This window comes from Xenorhabdus aichiensis, assembly GCF_028598775.1.
GTDB classification, from domain to species: Bacteria; Pseudomonadota; Gammaproteobacteria; order Enterobacterales; family Enterobacteriaceae; genus Xenorhabdus; species Xenorhabdus bovienii.
Map to the genome: position 1 here is coordinate 1 of NZ_JAQRFO010000066.1, position 16,192 is coordinate 16,192.

14 protein-coding genes and 2 pseudogenes are annotated in these 16,192 nt (G+C 43.6%); 12 read left to right on the top strand and 4 right to left on the bottom strand.

From position 1 onward, the window contains the following. Window positions 1-491: 491 nt before the first annotated feature. Window positions 492-908: a TetR/AcrR family transcriptional regulator gene (locus PSI22_RS19550; protein ID WP_230581106.1), complete on the bottom strand. Its 417-nt coding sequence runs from the start codon at window positions 906-908 to the stop codon at window positions 492-494. Window positions 909-917: 9 nt separating this feature from the next. Continuing rightward, a pseudogene (locus tag PSI22_RS19555) lies at window positions 918-1,079 on the bottom strand (TetR/AcrR family transcriptional regulator); the annotation flags it as partial. A gap of 85 nt (window positions 1,080-1,164) precedes the next feature. On the opposite strand from PSI22_RS19555, the gene PSI22_RS19560 reads away from it, so the two are divergent. The 7 genes from PSI22_RS19560 to PSI22_RS19590 all read left to right on the top strand — a co-directional run bounded on the left by PSI22_RS19560 (window position 1,165) and on the right by PSI22_RS19590 (window position 6,799). Then, window positions 1,165-1,509 (top strand): hypothetical protein, encoded by a 345-nt coding sequence (locus PSI22_RS19560; protein WP_273581190.1) that lies wholly within the window; start codon window positions 1,165-1,167, stop codon window positions 1,507-1,509. Beyond that, on the top strand, window positions 1,502-2,743 hold the full coding sequence (locus PSI22_RS19565; protein ID WP_273581191.1) for an MFS transporter: 1,242 nt from the start codon (window positions 1,502-1,504) through the stop codon (window positions 2,741-2,743). Before PSI22_RS19560 ends, PSI22_RS19565 begins: the two co-directional genes overlap by 8 nt. A 990-nt stretch (window positions 2,744-3,733) precedes the next feature. After that, window positions 3,734-4,369, top strand: a complete 636-nt coding sequence (locus PSI22_RS19570) for a hypothetical protein (protein ID WP_273581192.1) — start codon at window positions 3,734-3,736, stop codon at window positions 4,367-4,369. Further along, window positions 4,369-4,773, top strand: coding sequence for a DUF2000 domain-containing protein (locus tag PSI22_RS19575; RefSeq protein ID WP_273581193.1), 405 nt, complete (start codon window positions 4,369-4,371; stop codon window positions 4,771-4,773). Before PSI22_RS19570 ends, PSI22_RS19575 begins: the two co-directional genes overlap by 1 nt. Further along, window positions 4,770-5,522, top strand: a complete 753-nt coding sequence (locus PSI22_RS19580) for a formylglycine-generating enzyme family protein (RefSeq protein WP_273581194.1) — start codon at window positions 4,770-4,772, stop codon at window positions 5,520-5,522. The genes PSI22_RS19575 and PSI22_RS19580 overlap by 4 nt, the downstream gene beginning before the upstream one ends. 22 nt (window positions 5,523-5,544) lie before the next feature. Continuing rightward, the gene (locus PSI22_RS19585) at window positions 5,545-6,183 is read left to right on the top strand and encodes a molybdopterin-dependent oxidoreductase (RefSeq protein ID WP_273581195.1); all 639 of its coding nucleotides are present in this window, start codon (window positions 5,545-5,547) and stop codon (window positions 6,181-6,183) included. A 13-nt stretch (window positions 6,184-6,196) separates the two neighbouring features. Continuing rightward, the gene (locus tag PSI22_RS19590) at window positions 6,197-6,799 is read left to right on the top strand and encodes a LysE family translocator (RefSeq protein WP_273581196.1); all 603 of its coding nucleotides are present in this window, start codon (window positions 6,197-6,199) and stop codon (window positions 6,797-6,799) included. Window positions 6,800-6,826: 27 nt separating this feature from the next. Here PSI22_RS19590 and PSI22_RS19595 read toward each other — a convergent pair. Next, window positions 6,827-7,514: pseudogene (locus PSI22_RS19595) on the bottom strand (IS5 family transposase). Window positions 7,515-7,622: 108 nt separating this feature from the next. On the opposite strand from PSI22_RS19595, the gene PSI22_RS19600 reads away from it, so the two are divergent. The 5 genes from PSI22_RS19600 (at window position 7,623) to PSI22_RS19620 (ending at window position 15,539) form a co-directional block, all read left to right on the top strand. Next, window positions 7,623-8,420 (top strand): AraC family transcriptional regulator, encoded by a 798-nt coding sequence (locus PSI22_RS19600; protein WP_273581197.1) that lies wholly within the window; start codon window positions 7,623-7,625, stop codon window positions 8,418-8,420. A 1,352-nt stretch (window positions 8,421-9,772) separates the two neighbouring features. Further along, window positions 9,773-10,903: a LuxE/PaaK family acyltransferase gene (locus PSI22_RS19605; RefSeq protein WP_273581198.1), complete on the top strand. Its 1,131-nt coding sequence runs from the start codon at window positions 9,773-9,775 to the stop codon at window positions 10,901-10,903. 1 nt (window position 10,904) lies between these two features. Then, window positions 10,905-13,310, top strand: a complete 2,406-nt coding sequence (locus PSI22_RS19610) for an acyl-CoA reductase (RefSeq protein ID WP_273581199.1) — start codon at window positions 10,905-10,907, stop codon at window positions 13,308-13,310. Between the two features lie 43 nt (window positions 13,311-13,353). Beyond that, window positions 13,354-14,625, top strand: coding sequence for a phenylacetate--CoA ligase family protein (locus PSI22_RS19615; protein ID WP_273581200.1), 1,272 nt, complete (start codon window positions 13,354-13,356; stop codon window positions 14,623-14,625). Beyond that, a complete protein-coding gene (locus PSI22_RS19620) occupies window positions 14,622-15,539 on the top strand; it encodes a GNAT family N-acetyltransferase (protein ID WP_273581201.1) in 918 nt (305 codons plus the stop codon). Before PSI22_RS19615 ends, PSI22_RS19620 begins: the two co-directional genes overlap by 4 nt. Window positions 15,540-15,572: 33 nt before the next feature. Here the strand turns inward: PSI22_RS19620 and PSI22_RS19625 are convergent, their stop codons facing one another. Beyond that, window positions 15,573-15,725: a hypothetical protein gene (locus PSI22_RS19625; RefSeq protein WP_273581202.1), complete on the bottom strand. Its 153-nt coding sequence runs from the start codon at window positions 15,723-15,725 to the stop codon at window positions 15,573-15,575. Window positions 15,726-16,192: the final 467 nt, after the last annotated feature.

A 16,192-nucleotide genomic window follows, 5' to 3' on the forward strand; every position in this document is an offset into this window, starting at 1 on the left:
CTTATTCAGTTCATTAGCCATGATCACCCAAAATATTTATACAAATGTTTATACACAGTTTGTTGTAAAAGTGGGTAAACGTCAATAAACACTGAAACAATATACAGTATATAATTTAATTATCACTTTGATTTTATTTGAATTTAAATCAATACTTGATAGCATGAGAACTTAAAAACTGAAAATACGGCATGAACTGATCCTAGTCTTAGATCATGTTGTTATAAAAGCACTTTCTCTTTTTGAGGGGGTGCTTTTTTTGTTATGAGTACCCCACCGAATACCCCACATAAAAATCCTCAGCATAGAAAGTCATTAGAAAACATAGAGACAAACGAGAAGTGAAAAAGAGGGAAGCATTAGTGGGGTGACTAAATTACCCCACGAGATATGTCTTTTAAAATCAGGCCTACACTAAATATCCCTAATATACCAAATTCGCCACACCTTTCGGTTGTGGTACTAAGCCTGTAACATATTGTTTTTACTCTTTATGGTGATGATGCCAAACGACGAGCAGCCTCAACGATAGAGGCTCTGCGTCTGGCCTGTTCTTGCAGATCATCAGAACCAGTTAGCATACGTGCCACTTGGGGGACAGCCGACCACCAGCCGGCCAATGCCAGCACCAGAAATACCAAATGCCCGGGTTCTAGGGTTCGTGTAACCGTTCCTTGACGTTGCCCATCGACTACGGCCTGGATTTTGTAGCCATAATATTCACGTCGCTGCTTCTCATCCGGAACCTCACCGTCGAAAATCAGTCCCTCCCAACGCATAAGACGGCTAAGTTCGGGGTGCTCGCAGTGGTAGTCGTAAGCTCTACCAGCGTATTCCCCAATGTCTTCGACTGCGAAAGATATGATAGGTACTGCCTGCTCTACCTTAGCTAGTTCTGTGCGCAGCACAGCCGAGAACAGTGCTCGCTTGTCGCCGAAGTAATTGTAAATGCGTTCTTTATTCACTCCGGCTGACTTAGCAATCTTTTCGACTGTCGTACCATCCGGACCGAGTCGGGCGAACTCTGCCACTGCAGCTTCCAAAATCTTGCGCTTTGTTCCTTCGGTATCCCAAGCCATCGTGCACACTTTCTCATCTATCAATTGTTGTCGTCGCTAAAATCATACTATAATCAAATCCAACGTTATAGTTGGAGATTGGGTTATGAAACACACCATACTAATTTGTGGTTACGGTCCAGGAATCTCTCACGCAGTTGCTCGTCGTTTTGGTAAAGCTGGACATCCTGTTGCCCTTGCTATCAGTGTAGCCGCCCAATACAAAACCACCAGAATCCTGACTCACACTCTCGCATCGCACGACATTCATGTGAGCGAAGTAATTGTCAATGGTTTTGTCAACAGAACACCGGGGGAAGCCGGAAAGAATAGTACGATCGCACCGGCAGATATCGCCGAACAGTTCTGGAAACTGTATACAACACGTCAAACTCATTCCATCATTTTCGGTTCAACGATACCAGTATCGGAGACAGTAGCTCATGCATAACCAAACACAGCACATAGGGAAACTTAATGATACAGGAAGCAAGTCAACACCACTCGATCAGACCTACACCGCAAATCGTAGTGTTGTTGTTTTGCTAGCTGCTATCGCCCTGTTCGTTCTAGCACAGCTCTATCTGGCAATTCCTCTGCTCGCGCACGTCGGCCAGGGTTTCGGTTCAACGAATCCAGAGAATGTCACTTTTGCTCTCGCGACAAGTTTTAGTCTGGCTTATGCCTGTGGTTTCCTTATCTGGGGACCGATATCGGATCAGTACGGTCGCCGACCAGTGATGCTGGTGGGATTGATTATCTTGTCGATCGCCACATTCGCATGCTCCTTCGCCCCATCACTATCATGGCTGGCAGGACTGCGAATACTACAAGGTCTGGCAGCATCCAGTTTTGCACCGATAGCACTAGCCTATCTTATCGAAGCATTACCGGTGCGCCATCGCGCTACTGCTATTGGGACTATGTCCACATCGTTCCTTGTGGCAGGCATCTTTGGGCAGGTGTTGGCCGCTTGGATAGTGCTAAGATGGAATTGGGTCTGGGTATTCATAGCGACGGGGGGATGCCTGACAGTTGCTATTCCACTATTCGCAGCAATGGTCAAAGAGCCACCGCGTGCTGTTGTCGATGGACATCTGGGGCATCGCTTTGTGGCATTAGGCAGAATTATCGTACGGCCAGCCGTATTACTTCTGTCATGTGCTCATATCACGCTATTGCTGTCATTTGTCGCCATGTACACAGCATTGGGTTCTCATTTGTGGATGCTGAACATTGTTCCAGACAAGGTTATTTTGCTGCGCTTAATCGGGCTACCCGGTATGTTTGCAGCACTGCTGGTTGGGCCGCTTTCTACCCGATTTAGCATGCCGATTGTCTCGATTATTGGTTACATGACTGCCGCATCAGGTCTGGCGCTAGAAGCAATGTTGTCGCAATCCCTGATCGGCATCGCCGCCGGTAGTTTGATTTTCGTCACTGGTGTAGCTCTTGCCGTACCGGCAATGATCACTCAATTTGGCTCTATAGCAGCATCCAATCGTGGCGCTGGCATGGCTCTAAATGGGTTCATTCTGTTCATCGGTGCCAGCATTGGCCCGCTTATTGCGACAAGGGCACCTAACTTTGTCACGTTGTTAGTTGGAGCTGCGCTGACGCTTCTTCTGGCCGCCTTCTGCGTTGCAGGCAGTGCGTCACTTACATCATCCTTGAAAAAGCCATAGAACTCGCTCTCTTCAGCTTTGGCCGCTCAACGCAAATCACTGCATTTTACTTAGTACTACAGCCGTACTCTCCATGATGAGGTCAACAAAAATTAATCACGGCCTGAGAGGTTTGCCAAAATAATCGTTCTGATTCGTTTGGGGTTAATCCATTGTTATACCCATAAGGAATGAGGCAATTTTTATCTTTATGATGGCTAGGCGCGTGAATTTTACGAAAGCAATATTTTGCAAAGAAACATCACTGAAGAATTACAATTAGCTGGTGTTTTATAGCGATAATCGTCACAGGTTTCATCCGTGTTTCTGATATTGAGTTTGGCGACGATTATCAGATCATAAATGAGGCCTTTTTGCTATCTAAAATAGTCGGTTACTGCTTAAGATCCTTATATGATAATCGGTTAATACTGCTTGTAGCCTTCCGTCAGCTAGGTAGTGTTCAGGAATATAGGCCAATCTCATTCCATCAAGAGCAGCATTCAATTGATGGAGAGTACTATTAAAAACTAATTGACCATCAAGTTTAATACTAAAAGTACGACCTTCGTGCTTAAACTCCCATGCATAATAATCCCCCCACTGACACATCAACAGCAATGAAAAATCACGACGGGCACTGCTTTTACGAATAAAGGCTATTGAATGCCTACGGCTGTACCGTATCAAGAACTTCTTGAGCAAGACTATCCAGGAAAAGTACGCATCCTTGGTGTTTAGATGGCAAACTTCAAGCCTATGTTGCTTTTCTAGCCATTAGTACGTTTTGAAATGAAGACTGGCAAATAAATGTGAGTAATTATCACCTCCATGTTTTAATTTTTATCATAAAATTCAGATGATTACATATTTTAATTCATTGTTTCAGGATATATTAAAATAGATTCTACACTCTTATTTTGCGCAATTTTATAAACAGCAATTTTGTACAATATTTAACATCTAGGCAGGAATATCGTTAACGTAAATTTAACTTAAGCGAATTATGAGATGATATTTAACACTGATAATTTTTGGATTAGGCATCCCCCAGAAATTTCTTCAATCGCGACTCTTGGGCCTGAAGGAACAAGCAGTCAATCAGCAGCGAAATATCTGACCCACTTAATTGGAGACCCCTTAGACATACTTCTTTTTGATACTTTTGAACTCGCCTCTGAGTATGTGGAAAAGAATGAGTCATGCATTTTTCTAGTCGCCAATGCATATCAACGAGTAGATAACTTTTACATGAACAAAAATACCCTTTTACTTGGGTCGTTTTTCTATTCACCTCCCGATTATTATCTTGGTTGTAAAACTGCCCTCGCTTTAGAGAAAAAGATAGCTGAGCAACAAACTATAAAAATAGCTACACATCACGCGCCCCTATCTCGTTTAGAGAGCCTAATTGAATCGGCTGAAGACAAGATTTTTGGAATATCTGATGCTCATTTAGAAATAGAGATTACGAACTCTACAAGCAATGGAGCGAGACTAGTTGTAAACGGCGACGTTGATTGTTGCTTAGCAAATGCTGATGCAATTAAACATTATGGGCTTACAGCAATATCTCACCCTCTACATATTGAAATGACATGGGTGGTATTTTCTAACAGCCAAATTCATAAAAGGAAAGTTGCATAATGAATGACAAAAAGTGTGTATTGGTAATCGATAAAGATCTTCCTCTTGGAGTCATTGCAAACACAGCAGCAGTGCTAGCTCTGAGCCTTGGCAAGGCTCATCCTGAGCTCGTAGGTGACAATATCAAGAACCGTGATGGAGGGGAACATTTGGGGATCACTCGTATCCCAATCCCAATTCTTGCGGCAACTGCAAGCGAGATAAAGGAAATTCGTTCTCAATTACAATCACACGCTACGATAGTTGACTTCTCGAACGTAGCAAAAAGCACTAAGAGTTATGAGGATTACTCAAGTAGGTTAGAGGCTGTCAGTGAGGACAGCATCGAATATTTAGGTATAGCTGTGTACGGCGACAAAAAAGCCATCATTAAGCAAACTGGAAATATGAAGCTAATACGATGAACAATTTAATTGATATGGTTTTAGTGACAGGATCTCCTTATCTACGTGGTTCAGAGTTGAGCCCTGATGAGCAGCCTGTGCGCGTAGTTACCCTTAGTGATTTTTTCATTGATGTTCACCCTGTGACTAACGCTGAGTTTGCAGTGTTCATTGAGCAGGGGGGCTATAGAAGTAAGAAATATTGGTCAGAAGAAGGTTTTCAGTTTATCCAAGATAATGGCATTTCAGAACCTTTATATTGGCATGATTCTAATTGGAACCAACCAAAGCAACCAGTAACCGGCATTAGCTGGTATGAAGCTATCGCATACGCAACATTTATAGGTAAGGAATTACCAACTGAAGCGCAATGGGAGTTTGCTGCGAAGGGGAACGATAATCGACTCTATCCATGGGGAAATAGCGAGCCATCTATTACAATTACAAACTATGCCCCAGACTGTGAGCCAGCTGAGCTCAACCGAAAATCCACGGATTGGGATGCACATCCACAGAATCGCTCCCCATTTGGTTGTATTGATATGGCAGGTAATCTAGCTGAGTGGTGTCTAGATAATTACTACCAAGATTACAGTTGGGACAAAACTCATATTGATCCCGTTTATCTTAGTATCCCTACTGGCGATCATATAGTTCGAGGTGGTTCAGGGCTGCATGATGAAGATTATATGCGCTGTACATGCAGAGATAACTACCCTCCAACAGTACGAGACAACATCGTAGGTTTACGCTGTGTCAAATCTCTATAATAGATACATAAGAAAGGAAAATATGAGTACTCCATATATTGATAAGAAGCCTTCTTCTTTACGGTACTACCAAGAAGGGCCACCTGAATCATATGATTCTATTGATATGAAAGAATGGGCGCTCAAGATATTTTTACCTCATGAGTCAACGCCAATTCTTGTCGCATTCGAAGACCTTAAGAACATTGCGCCAATAACAGAAAGCCGCCGAGTTGTATGTGTTTGCAATTGGAGTATCAGAAGAAACTGGACAGGAGTTTTACTAGAAGACCTATTGAAATATCTAGGGATAAACCAAGCAAAATATCTTTCATACAATTTGAAGCAGATAAGTTTAGGTACAAGTAAGGGAGAGTATGACTCTACAATATCCCTTAGTAATGCATTAGAAAATAGAGCGATGATTATTTGGGCTGTGGACGGTGAACCCCTATCTTTGGAAGAAGGTTACCCTATCCGTCTAGTCGACTTTTCGCTATATCGGTACAAAGGGGTTAAATGCTTGTCTGAATTGTACTTTACTGATGAGTTCGAACAAGGGTTTTGGGAAAGCAAAGCGGGTTATTGCAAAGAGGGAAAAATCAAGGCAAAACGGTACCGCATTGTTGATTTGCAAGAGAATCGCTTTATTAATGGCTCTGGAGAAATAACTGATTTTTAGGAGGTAGAAGCTTATGACTCAATTATTTGCAATGGCAGTTTTTGCCCTTGTAACTTCTATATCACCAGGACCTGTAAATATAATAGCGACAGTTACCGGAGCCAATTGCGGATATATTCGAACTATCCCACATATAACCGGTGCTACAATTGGTTTTGTATCTATTCTATTTTTACTAGGCTTTGGATTAGCTCAAGTTATCAATGAGGTGCCATATCTAACTGAAATACTTACCTATATAGGAGGCAGTTTCTTGTTATACTTGGCATATAAAGTTGCTATGCAAAAACCAATGATCGGTGATGATAGTGCACTAGAGACCCGTGCTCCATCCCTTATACAAGGAATAATGTGCCAATGGCTTAACCCGAAAGCATGGATTGTATCTTTAGCAGGTATATCCGTTTTTAGTAGTCGCGATGCAGAGATTAATGCACTATTACTTTTTTGTGTGATTTTTTTTATTGTCTGTTATGCATCAATTTCAGCATGGGCTGTTTTGGGAATAACGATTAGGACAGTTTTGGACACACCTAAACATTATAAGCTTTTCAATCTCACTATGGGGCTATTGTTAGCAATTACGGTCGTATATACTTTTTTTATATCAGGTTAGGGTCTGTTGATGTTTTAAGGTCATAATTCATTCAACCCACATTGGTAACCAGATAATGATAAATGCCAGTGCCAACATACTGGCATAATTCCGTTCAAGTTTATCGTATCTTGTTGCTATTGCACGAAAATGTTTAACTCTGGCGAACGCATTTTCCACCAAATGACGATAACGATATAAACATTTATCAATCTGTTTATCCGATTTTCGGCTATTTTTTCGGTAGGGTATAATTGGCGTTGCTCCTTGCTGTTCAATATGATTTCTGAACGCCTGACTATCGTACCCTTTGTCAGCTATCACAAAAAATGAACAGGCAAGCCATAACTATCGACCGCCAAATGGATTTTGGTTGAACTTCCTCCACAACTTTTGCCAATACCTCATCATCATCTGAAGCCGCTCCTGCACTATGCTAGTGAGCCCGGACGATATTTCCGTCAATAAACAACCATTCCATATCAGTAAATCCAGATAACCACTTGAAAATAATTGGTAAAATACCTTTCTTTGACCAGGCATTAAAACGCTGAAAGACGCTATTCCATTTGCCGAATTCTGGCGGTAAATCGCGCCAGGGAATGCTCATTCTCATTCGGTAAAGAATGCCTTCAAAGGTCAAGCGGTGTTCAGGTTTGTGATAAATCCAACCCGGGTGTTGCATTAACGCAGATAGCTTATTCCAATGGAGATCTGTTAACATGGTTCGCAGTATGATGGTGAGGTCTGGTTGTTTTTTGGCGAAAGTCATTATACCAAATCATCTTGCTGTCTAATAATCCCTCACAAAACATCAACAGCCCCTAAAAGGGTATGAACACAGATGACCAAGCAAAAATTCTATCGTTCGAGCGCAGTACCCATTGAGCTGCGCTCTTCTAAAAACTCAGAAGCCTGTTACGGGAAACACACTCATGAAGAATTTTCCATTGGAGCTGTAGATTGCGGTCATAGTGATTACTTCAATAGTAATATTGAACGGAGAATACAAAAGGGTTCTCTTGTCATAGTTAACCCTCTAGAGGTCCATTCATGCAACCCAGTACCAGATACAAATTGGAGTTACAAAATGTTGTATGTATGTCCCAAATGGTTAGGCTATGTGCAATCGATGGTTGTAGGTGAAAGAGTAACGAATTTTATCCCGTTCTCAATTAATCATACCGATGCTCCAGAACTTTATGTACAGTTTCAAGAATTAGCCAACACAATCATTCTTGATAAAGACAAGATGAAAACGGAAGAAGAGAGCATCTCTTTTTTTTCCAATCTGTTTTCACAGTCCAACTCCATGCCTTTAGAGAAAGTTGTAACAAAAAGTAATGTATCTAAGGCGTATGAATATATTTGTGAAAATTTTCGAAGCAATATATCGGTAAAGGATATCGCTGTTCACTCTCAATTGAGTGAATATCATATTATCCACGCATTTCGAAAGGCATATGGTATTACTCCACATGCTATGCAAATCGCAATGCGCATTAATGAAGCAAAAGTACTTTTGAAGCAGGGAATGAATATAGCGTCTGTAGCAACTGAGTTAGGTTTTTATGACCAAAGCCACTTTCATAGGAACTTCAAAAAATTGGTTGCGGCGACTCCTGCGGAATATAAAATATAGGTCACGTATTCAATCTGTTGAACTGCCTTAAATGTAGTATTCTCTTTCGATAAAAGTACCGATAACTTTGTCGTGCATACATGGACGCCCCTTGTTTGCCAAACAATCGTTTGTCATGACCAGAACTCGGTTAAGATTGCAGCCATACATCCGGACTTTAGTTGAAGCCGTCGTCTCTGTCCCTGATGGAATTCGCTGACTAGTACTACAGCCGTAATTGCTACGTAATCAAAGGATTATCCCGACGGCGGTAATGGCTTTATCATCACGAAAGACCCGATATGGCATTAAGCGATGATACGCTAATAGCAGTATTTATTACGAGCTACTTAAATTCCACTTCTGACTTCTATAGAAAATAGGAGAATTAACAAGCTCTCCCTTTTTAATGACAGAAGTAAATTCTATAGAATAGAAAACCATCATTCTGTTGGATCTAAACCAATATCCAAAACATATTTTATAAATTCCAACTAAAATAATTACATAATTAAATTATTTCAAATAAAATAATAATTTAATGCAATTCTACGTTAGGTGACAATAAACAGCAATAAATTGCGGAAACATTTAAAATATTAGTTCGATATTTGGCATTCAATGATATTAAACAGAGTTATCAACCAATAAAAAAAACAAACCATAAATACGCAACACCTATATGTAAGTATTTGTTTTTAAATTATTTTAATTTTTCCTCTATGTTAATTACTTTTAGCAATATCAAAAAATGTTTCTTAGACTCTTAAAATATTAGATATAGATTCTCAATTTTCGTTTACCATAATGCCATGATTAATTCTGAATATTCCTCATCACTGAATAGAAATATAGGATATGTTAGCTATTCTCTGTATTAAAAATAACTTAGCCATTAAAAATAAAAATATTACCCCCTGCATTTGATGATTATATTTCTTGCCGGGGTAATTTCTATTTAGTGATGAAATAACGTTATCATTACAGATATTAATTTTCGTAGATTTTATAATTTTATTTATTGGGTAAATATTAGACTAAACCATGAGGTTAGATTATTTATTGATCCATTTAAATATCACTAATTCCGGATGAGTTCAAGGATAAATTTATTGAACATTCATTATTTATGATATGGAATTTTATAAAACTATAATTGTTATATTTTCCCATTTTATTTACAAGGAATTAACAATTTCAAATATTAAATATCTAAAAGCAGTGACTTATTTATTGGGTCAAGTAATTGTATTTACCATGCCATGATTTCCTCTTAGTGGAGTATGAGTCCTTTTACTTGCTGGATGGTGAAGCAATTTACTTATTATTGAAGGGAATTTCCCCTTTTTTCTTTCTTTTTCTGGAGATGACTTTTGACTTCTCTTGCTTATGTTGACGCCCTTTGCGCGCTTGATCACCCCTATCGTGCCGATAGCGATTGTGACCAACTATTTGACGCGGCTATGCGTGAATTGACACTGTACCATTGTGAAAACAGTCCCGGTTACCATCAGTGGTTGAAAGTGAATGGCTTGGACGATAAAAAACTAGAAAAATTGCATGACTGGTCGCGTTTACCACCTATTTTCGCCAATTATTTCAAACATCAGTTGCTGCTAAGTCACACCGGTATAGATGCGCTGGAATTGACTTCATCTGGGACAACCGGTCAAAAGAGCCGTATGCGGTACGATACGCGCAGTATACAGGCAGCCCAGAGAATGGTTGAACGTATTTTCGAATATTACGGCTGGAATACACCACAACAGCCTTGTAACTACATATTATTGAGCTATGAACCCGCCGGAGCAATTACGCTGGGAACCGCCTATACCGATCAATATCTGTGTCAATACGCACCGGTATCGCAAGCTTGTTATGCACTGCGCCACAATGGAAAAAGCAATGAATTCGACCCATTTGGTGTGATCCGTGCCTTGCAGGAATTTGCCGCACAAGGGCTGCCAGTGCGTTTCTTAGGCTTCCCCGCCTTCCTCTGGTTCACGCTGGAACGGATGCGGGAAATGGGTTTACCCCCACTACAATTGCATCCCGAATCTTTGGTCTTTTTAGGTGGCGGCTGGAAAACCCACGCCGATAAAGCCATTCCAAGATCCGAGCTATACCGGCGTTTGAATGAACAACTGGGCATTCCTGATGAACGCTGCCGGGATGGCTATGGTTCAGTTGAGCATTCGGTGCCTTATGTTGAGTGTCAGAATCACCATTTTCATGTGCCGTCCTATGCCCGTGCTTATGTCCGTGATACCGCCAATATGGCAGTGCAACCCTATGGTAAACCGGGTTTTCTGCATCTGACATCACCTTATATCACTTCCAGTCCAGCACACAGTATCGTGGTGAGCGATTTGGCGGTATTGCATCCCGCCGCAGAGTGTGGATGTGGATTGGCTACCGATTGGTTTGAACTGCTGGGCCGTGCCGGTACGAGTAAAAGCCGTAGTTGTGCGATTGCCGCTTCTGAGTTGATTAAGGAATCCTGAAATGTATTTAATTAATGGCGAGGTTATCTCTAACTTGGAACCGGCCGCCGCATTGGCCGATCTTAAAAACCGTCTTGCCGATGCCTTGGCTTGTCCTCCAACTGTGCAAGAGGTGTTGGATTGCGCCGAGCGTTTTGCCAGCAATATCAAAACTATGGCAACTGATTTTGCACTGGATGCAGCCACAATCAGCACCTTACGCCACTTTTGCCGTCGTGACGCACTGGAAGAAAAGCTGCGCCATGAATTGGGAGAACAGCCGTTTTCCCTGCGCCGTTTCGATTATACCCAGCCGCGCTTTGAGACTTGGCAACCTTTGGGGTTGGTGGTGCACATCACTCCGGCCAACGCGCCATTGCTGCCATTTATGGCTGTATTGGAAAGTCTGTTAGTTGGCAATATCAACTGGTTGCGCCCCAGTAGCAGTGATGATGGCCTCAATGCACGGATACTGGCTGAATTTCTGCGCCATGATCTCAGTGGCAAATTAGCGTCTTACGTCTCCGTATTACCGCTGCCGTCCGATCAATTGTCAGAATTACTTGCCTGTGCCGATGCCGTGTCTGCCTGGGGCAGCAATGCCGCATTGACGGCTATCCGCAGCCAGTTACGACCGGGTTGCCGCTGGATCGATTGGGGGCATCGCATCAGTTTTGCCTATCTCGATCCAATGGTCGCCAGCAACGCCGACTACGATGCCCTGGCTGATGATGTTTGCTGTTTTGACCAACAAGCTTGTTCCAGCCCGCAGTGCCTGTTGGTAGATAGTACCGACGAGAATGTTTTGCGCGAAGTGGCTGATGCCATGGCTTCGGCACTGGAACGACGCGTGCCGATGTGGCCGGCCTTACAGCCAGATATCCAAGAAGCGGCTGAAATCAGCAGTCAGATGGCATTTCTGCGCTTGGATCACACGTTTGCCGACGTTGCCGGTTCGGTAACTGAAGGCACAGGATGGCGGGTCGCGTGGACGCAACGTCAGGAACTGGCGGCATCTCCACTGTACCGTACTCTGCAAATTCGTCCTGTGCCGCGCGCGCAGTTGATCAACGTATTGCTGCCGTGGCGCCCCTATTTACAGAGTTGTGGTTTGATCGCCGGAGAACACGAATTGCCGGCCTTGAGCCGTCAGTTGTTGACGGCGGGTGTCAGCCGGATATGTCAGGCCGGCGCTATGCATGAGGGTTATGAAGGAGAACCTCATGATGGCGTTTATGCATTGACGCGGCTTGCACGCAGGGTCTCAGTCAGTGTGAAAGCCGAACAACTGCCAAACCATGTCACGCTGGATAAATTATCCGTCAGGCCGCCGGATCTGGCAGGGCTGCCAATCATGGGCAAAGAACAGTTTCAGCAAAGTGGCACGACACCGAAAGCACAAGTGTTTTTCCGCAGTGGCGGGAGTACAGGAGCGCCAAAATTAGCAGGGTTCAGCCACAGAGATTATCACATCCAAATGCAAGCAGCGGCAGATGGCCTATTTTCCGCCGGTCTCGATCCGGCACAGGATCGCGTCATTAATCTCCTGTACGGCGGCAATTTGTATGGTGGCCTACTGAGCTTTTTCACTGTTCTGGATAAATTGTCCGTGCCGCATTACCCGATGGGTGGCCCGATAGACGACGATTTTAGCCAGATCCTACAAGTTATTGTCACGCAAGGCGTTAATACGTTGGTAGGAATGCCGAGCACGATATATCAGCTATTTGAACGTGAAGAGGCCGCGTTACGCGCTTATGGTGGGGTGCGCAAAATTTTCGCCGGTGGTGAGCATGTCAGTGAAGAACGGCGTCAATTCTTATCCAGTTTTGGCGTGCAGGTGATCCGTTCAGCAATTTACGGTTCCGTTGATGCGGGCCCATTGGGTCATGCTTGCACTTGTTGCAACGAGGGTGAATTCCATCTGTTATCTGATATTCAGTGGCTGGAAATATTAGATCTGGACAGTGAACAACCTGTTCAGTCAGGCGAGACAGGCCGGCTGGTGTTTACCCCTCTGGCACGGGAAGGACAAGTCGTTCAACGCTATGAGGTGGGCGATTTAGGCCACTGGTTATCGGAACCTTGTACCTGCGGATTACCGACACCACGCTTCAGACTGGAAGGCCGGCATGGTGGGTTGATACGGGTAGGTTCTATTTTTGTGAACCCAACGGCATTGTCAGCCGATCTGGCGTTTCCGGTGCAATGGTTAGTCGGAAATCTCGATAAGGGTGGCGAATATATCCATGTGTTGGCTGATGGCGATGTTAACCAAGTACGTCAACATCTACTGCAACATGAAATGCTGAATCAGGTTGTCAGTAGTGAATTGTTGCAATTGGAAATCACGTCTACGCCAGCCGGACAGTTCCGTCGTCATTCCCAAAGTGGCAAGACGCCGTTAGTGCTGGATTATCGCGTCTGAAACAATATACCCAATAGATTTCAAAACGACTTTTGAGCTAATCATGACTTTATCATTACACGATCTAGTGGAATACGCCCGTAACCACGCGCCCTTTTTTAGGGATCTTTATAGTGATTTGCCACAATCCGGCTGGGCATTGATGGATCTCCCCTTAATCGATCCTGCTGCTTACTGGCAGCAATCGCAGCCATTGGAGAATTGGCCGGTACTCACCGGCCCTATCAACAGTGGTCATATTTTTAAAACCGGTGGCTCTACCAGCGAAGGGAGGTTGTCGGTATTCAGTCGCAGCGAATGGCAAGCCTTTGTGCGTTCGTTCGGCCAAGGTCTTGCACAACAATTACAATCTGGCGACCGTGTTGCCAATCTCTTTTTTGCCGGAGATCTGTATACCAGCCTGTTGTTTATTCACGGTGCGTTGTCTCATTCACCGGTTCCGGTAGTGGAATATCCGTTTACCTGCTCAGTCGATGATCAGGCGTTGGCTGATGCCATTGTTAGCTTAGGGATTAATGTACTGGCTGGAGTGCCGGTACAATTGTTGCGTTTTGCCAGTACCTTGCAGTGTTCAGGCCAGTTTATGCCCAATATTGATCGCCTGTTGTACGGCGGCGAAAGCCTGTTTCCGGAACAGCTGGCTCTTTTGAATAGGGTGTTTCCCAACGCGCGCATTGGTTCAATCGGATGTGCCAGTGTTGACGCAGGTCTGATTGGTGCCGCCTCTCCTGATTGTCACCACGGTGAACATCGGGTTTTTGATGAAGATTCGATTGTCGAAATTATTGACGAATCCAATGGTCAGCCCATTACTGAGTCTGGACGCAATGGCATGTTAGTTGTTACCAACCTGCAACGTCGTCTAATGCCAGTGATCCGCTACCCTACAGGCGATCTGGCCTGCTGGTGTGAAGAGCCGGGAAGACTGAACCGCAAATTTGCTTTGCAGGGTCGGGCTGGAAGTGCTCACCGAGTCCGGGTTTCCACGCTATCCCTGTTTCCCGATCAGATTGCCCGTTTACTGCAACAACAGAAGGGAATACTGGCTTGGCAGCTATTGTTAAGCCGTCAGGACGGCATAGATAAGATAAAACTGCTATTAGCCAGCGACTCACCACAGATGCCATCAACAGCATCAATCCATCAGGCGTTAGTCACTGCCCAACCCGCTATGGCAGAACTCTGTAGCCAAGGGGTGTTACAGGTGGAGGTAGCCTCTTGCGCTCTGGAAAATATGGTGACGCACCCACGTTCCGGCAAGCTGATACGGGTCGTGGATCATCGTTGTTATAATGCTGAAGAGAAGACAGCATGAGTATAAATCCAGTCATGCCGCTGATTCGTTTATTCCGGGAAGAAGATTCCACAGGCGTCAGCGCGTTGTTTCGAGTCGTTTACGGAGAAGATTACGTCTATCCGGAAGTCTACCTGCCAACCATGCTGAGTCGTTATAATGCGGCCAGACACTGGTATTCTGCCGTTGCAATACAGGATGGGCAAGTATTGGGACACGCGACATTGTGGCGGAATGGGCGTTGCCCATCAAGTGCAGAACTCGCGCTTATCGCGGTACATCCACAAGCGCGCGGACAGGGTATCGCGACCGCACTGGGCCGATATTTGTGTGATCAAGCCAAGGAAATAGGATTAGGTATACTCACGATTAAACAGGTATCGTCGCATAATCACAGCCAGCGTCTGGCTCAAAATCTGGGCTTTCACACCACGGGCTTATTACCGGATTATGTGATATCCCCCTTTGATCAAGCACGTCCGGAAAGTATTGTACTCGGTTGCCTGCCTTTGCAACGCTGGCCGTTTCCGGAATTACACTGGCCGGTGAATTGGCAAACGTGGCTGACATCGGTCACGCAAATATTTGGTCAAGAACCGCTAAAACCCGCGGTTCCAATAGATACGGGTATTAGCATCGCCAGTCATGGACGCCGATTGGAAGTCTGGATAGAAACGCAGACAACGGAGCGGGTAAAAGAAGTGACAGAACTACCAGCGCACAAGCTGATATATGTGAAACTGTCGGTCGGAGAAGGCACTCTCCAAGCGGTACAAATTTTGCAGCAAGCCGGATTTGCCTGCACAGGATTTGTACCTAGCCACCATCATCGTTGGGAAGTGCTTCTGGTTCGGGGACATAGCAAAAAAGAACTGACTCTAAGTTGCCAGTTTGCCCGCAATCTACATCAGCAAAGTCTGTTTGCCTGTGCCTAAATACAGCGCCGTGGCAAGTGAGTGAATCCCCAGTTACATAGATAACGATGTGACTGGGGTGAGTGAAAGCCGCCATTTGAAAGATAAAGGGAATAATTCCATTTCCAAGATCTGTTCCTGCCTACCTCCCCCAAATATCCCTCCATCCAGCCATTTGTCAGATAAGGTTTCATTGTGATCTGGCATGGTATATAGGCTCCATATTACGTTCCATCATTTCCGCATATAAAAACGCAACCATGAATAAGAGGACACCTCAGACCACTATGTGAAAATTTGAGTTTTCTTATATAAATGGAGAGTTCAATACAAAAACATGCTCAAAGGTGTAATTATTCAAGGATGGAATATGAAGAAGGATGAATGTCACTTGATAAAAAATGACTCTATCATAAAAAAATAATTATCATATTGTTTTTATTTGAAAAAACAATAAATAATCATCCATGTCTATCGAAAAAATGGCCATCTTTTGATGATACCCCAAAGGTGCGAGTAAACCATTATTTTTGAGAATCTGGAAGATTATTTAGTGGAAAAAATGACAATAAATGATATTTCTAATAAAAATCAGAAAAATTTGCGATAATAATCCATTAAAATGTGAAATTATCTTCAACTAACTTAAATAAATAGAATTTTGTTAAAAAACA

Bases quoted from the DNA above. Each gene is read 5' to 3' on its own strand.
- PSI22_RS19560 (WP_273581190.1), top strand. From the start codon at position 1,165: ATGAAACACACCATACTAATTTGTGGTTACGGTCCAGGAATCTCTCAC.
- PSI22_RS19565 (WP_273581191.1), top strand. From the start codon at position 1,502: ATGCATAACCAAACACAGCACATAGGGAAACTTAATGATACAGGAAGC.
- PSI22_RS19570 (WP_273581192.1), top strand. From the start codon at position 3,734: ATGATATTTAACACTGATAATTTTTGGATTAGGCATCCCCCAGAAATT.
- PSI22_RS19575 (WP_273581193.1), top strand. From the start codon at position 4,369: ATGAATGACAAAAAGTGTGTATTGGTAATCGATAAAGATCTTCCTCTT.
- PSI22_RS19580 (WP_273581194.1), top strand. From the start codon at position 4,770: ATGAACAATTTAATTGATATGGTTTTAGTGACAGGATCTCCTTATCTA.
- PSI22_RS19585 (WP_273581195.1), top strand. From the start codon at position 5,545: ATGAGTACTCCATATATTGATAAGAAGCCTTCTTCTTTACGGTACTAC.
- PSI22_RS19590 (WP_273581196.1), top strand. From the start codon at position 6,197: ATGACTCAATTATTTGCAATGGCAGTTTTTGCCCTTGTAACTTCTATA.
- PSI22_RS19600 (WP_273581197.1), top strand. From the start codon at position 7,623: ATGACCAAGCAAAAATTCTATCGTTCGAGCGCAGTACCCATTGAGCTG.
- PSI22_RS19610 (WP_273581199.1), top strand. From the start codon at position 10,905: ATGTATTTAATTAATGGCGAGGTTATCTCTAACTTGGAACCGGCCGCC.
- PSI22_RS19615 (WP_273581200.1), top strand. From the start codon at position 13,354: ATGACTTTATCATTACACGATCTAGTGGAATACGCCCGTAACCACGCG.
- PSI22_RS19620 (WP_273581201.1), top strand. From the start codon at position 14,622: ATGAGTATAAATCCAGTCATGCCGCTGATTCGTTTATTCCGGGAAGAA.
- PSI22_RS19625 (WP_273581202.1), bottom strand. From the start codon at position 15,725: ATGCCAGATCACAATGAAACCTTATCTGACAAATGGCTGGATGGAGGG.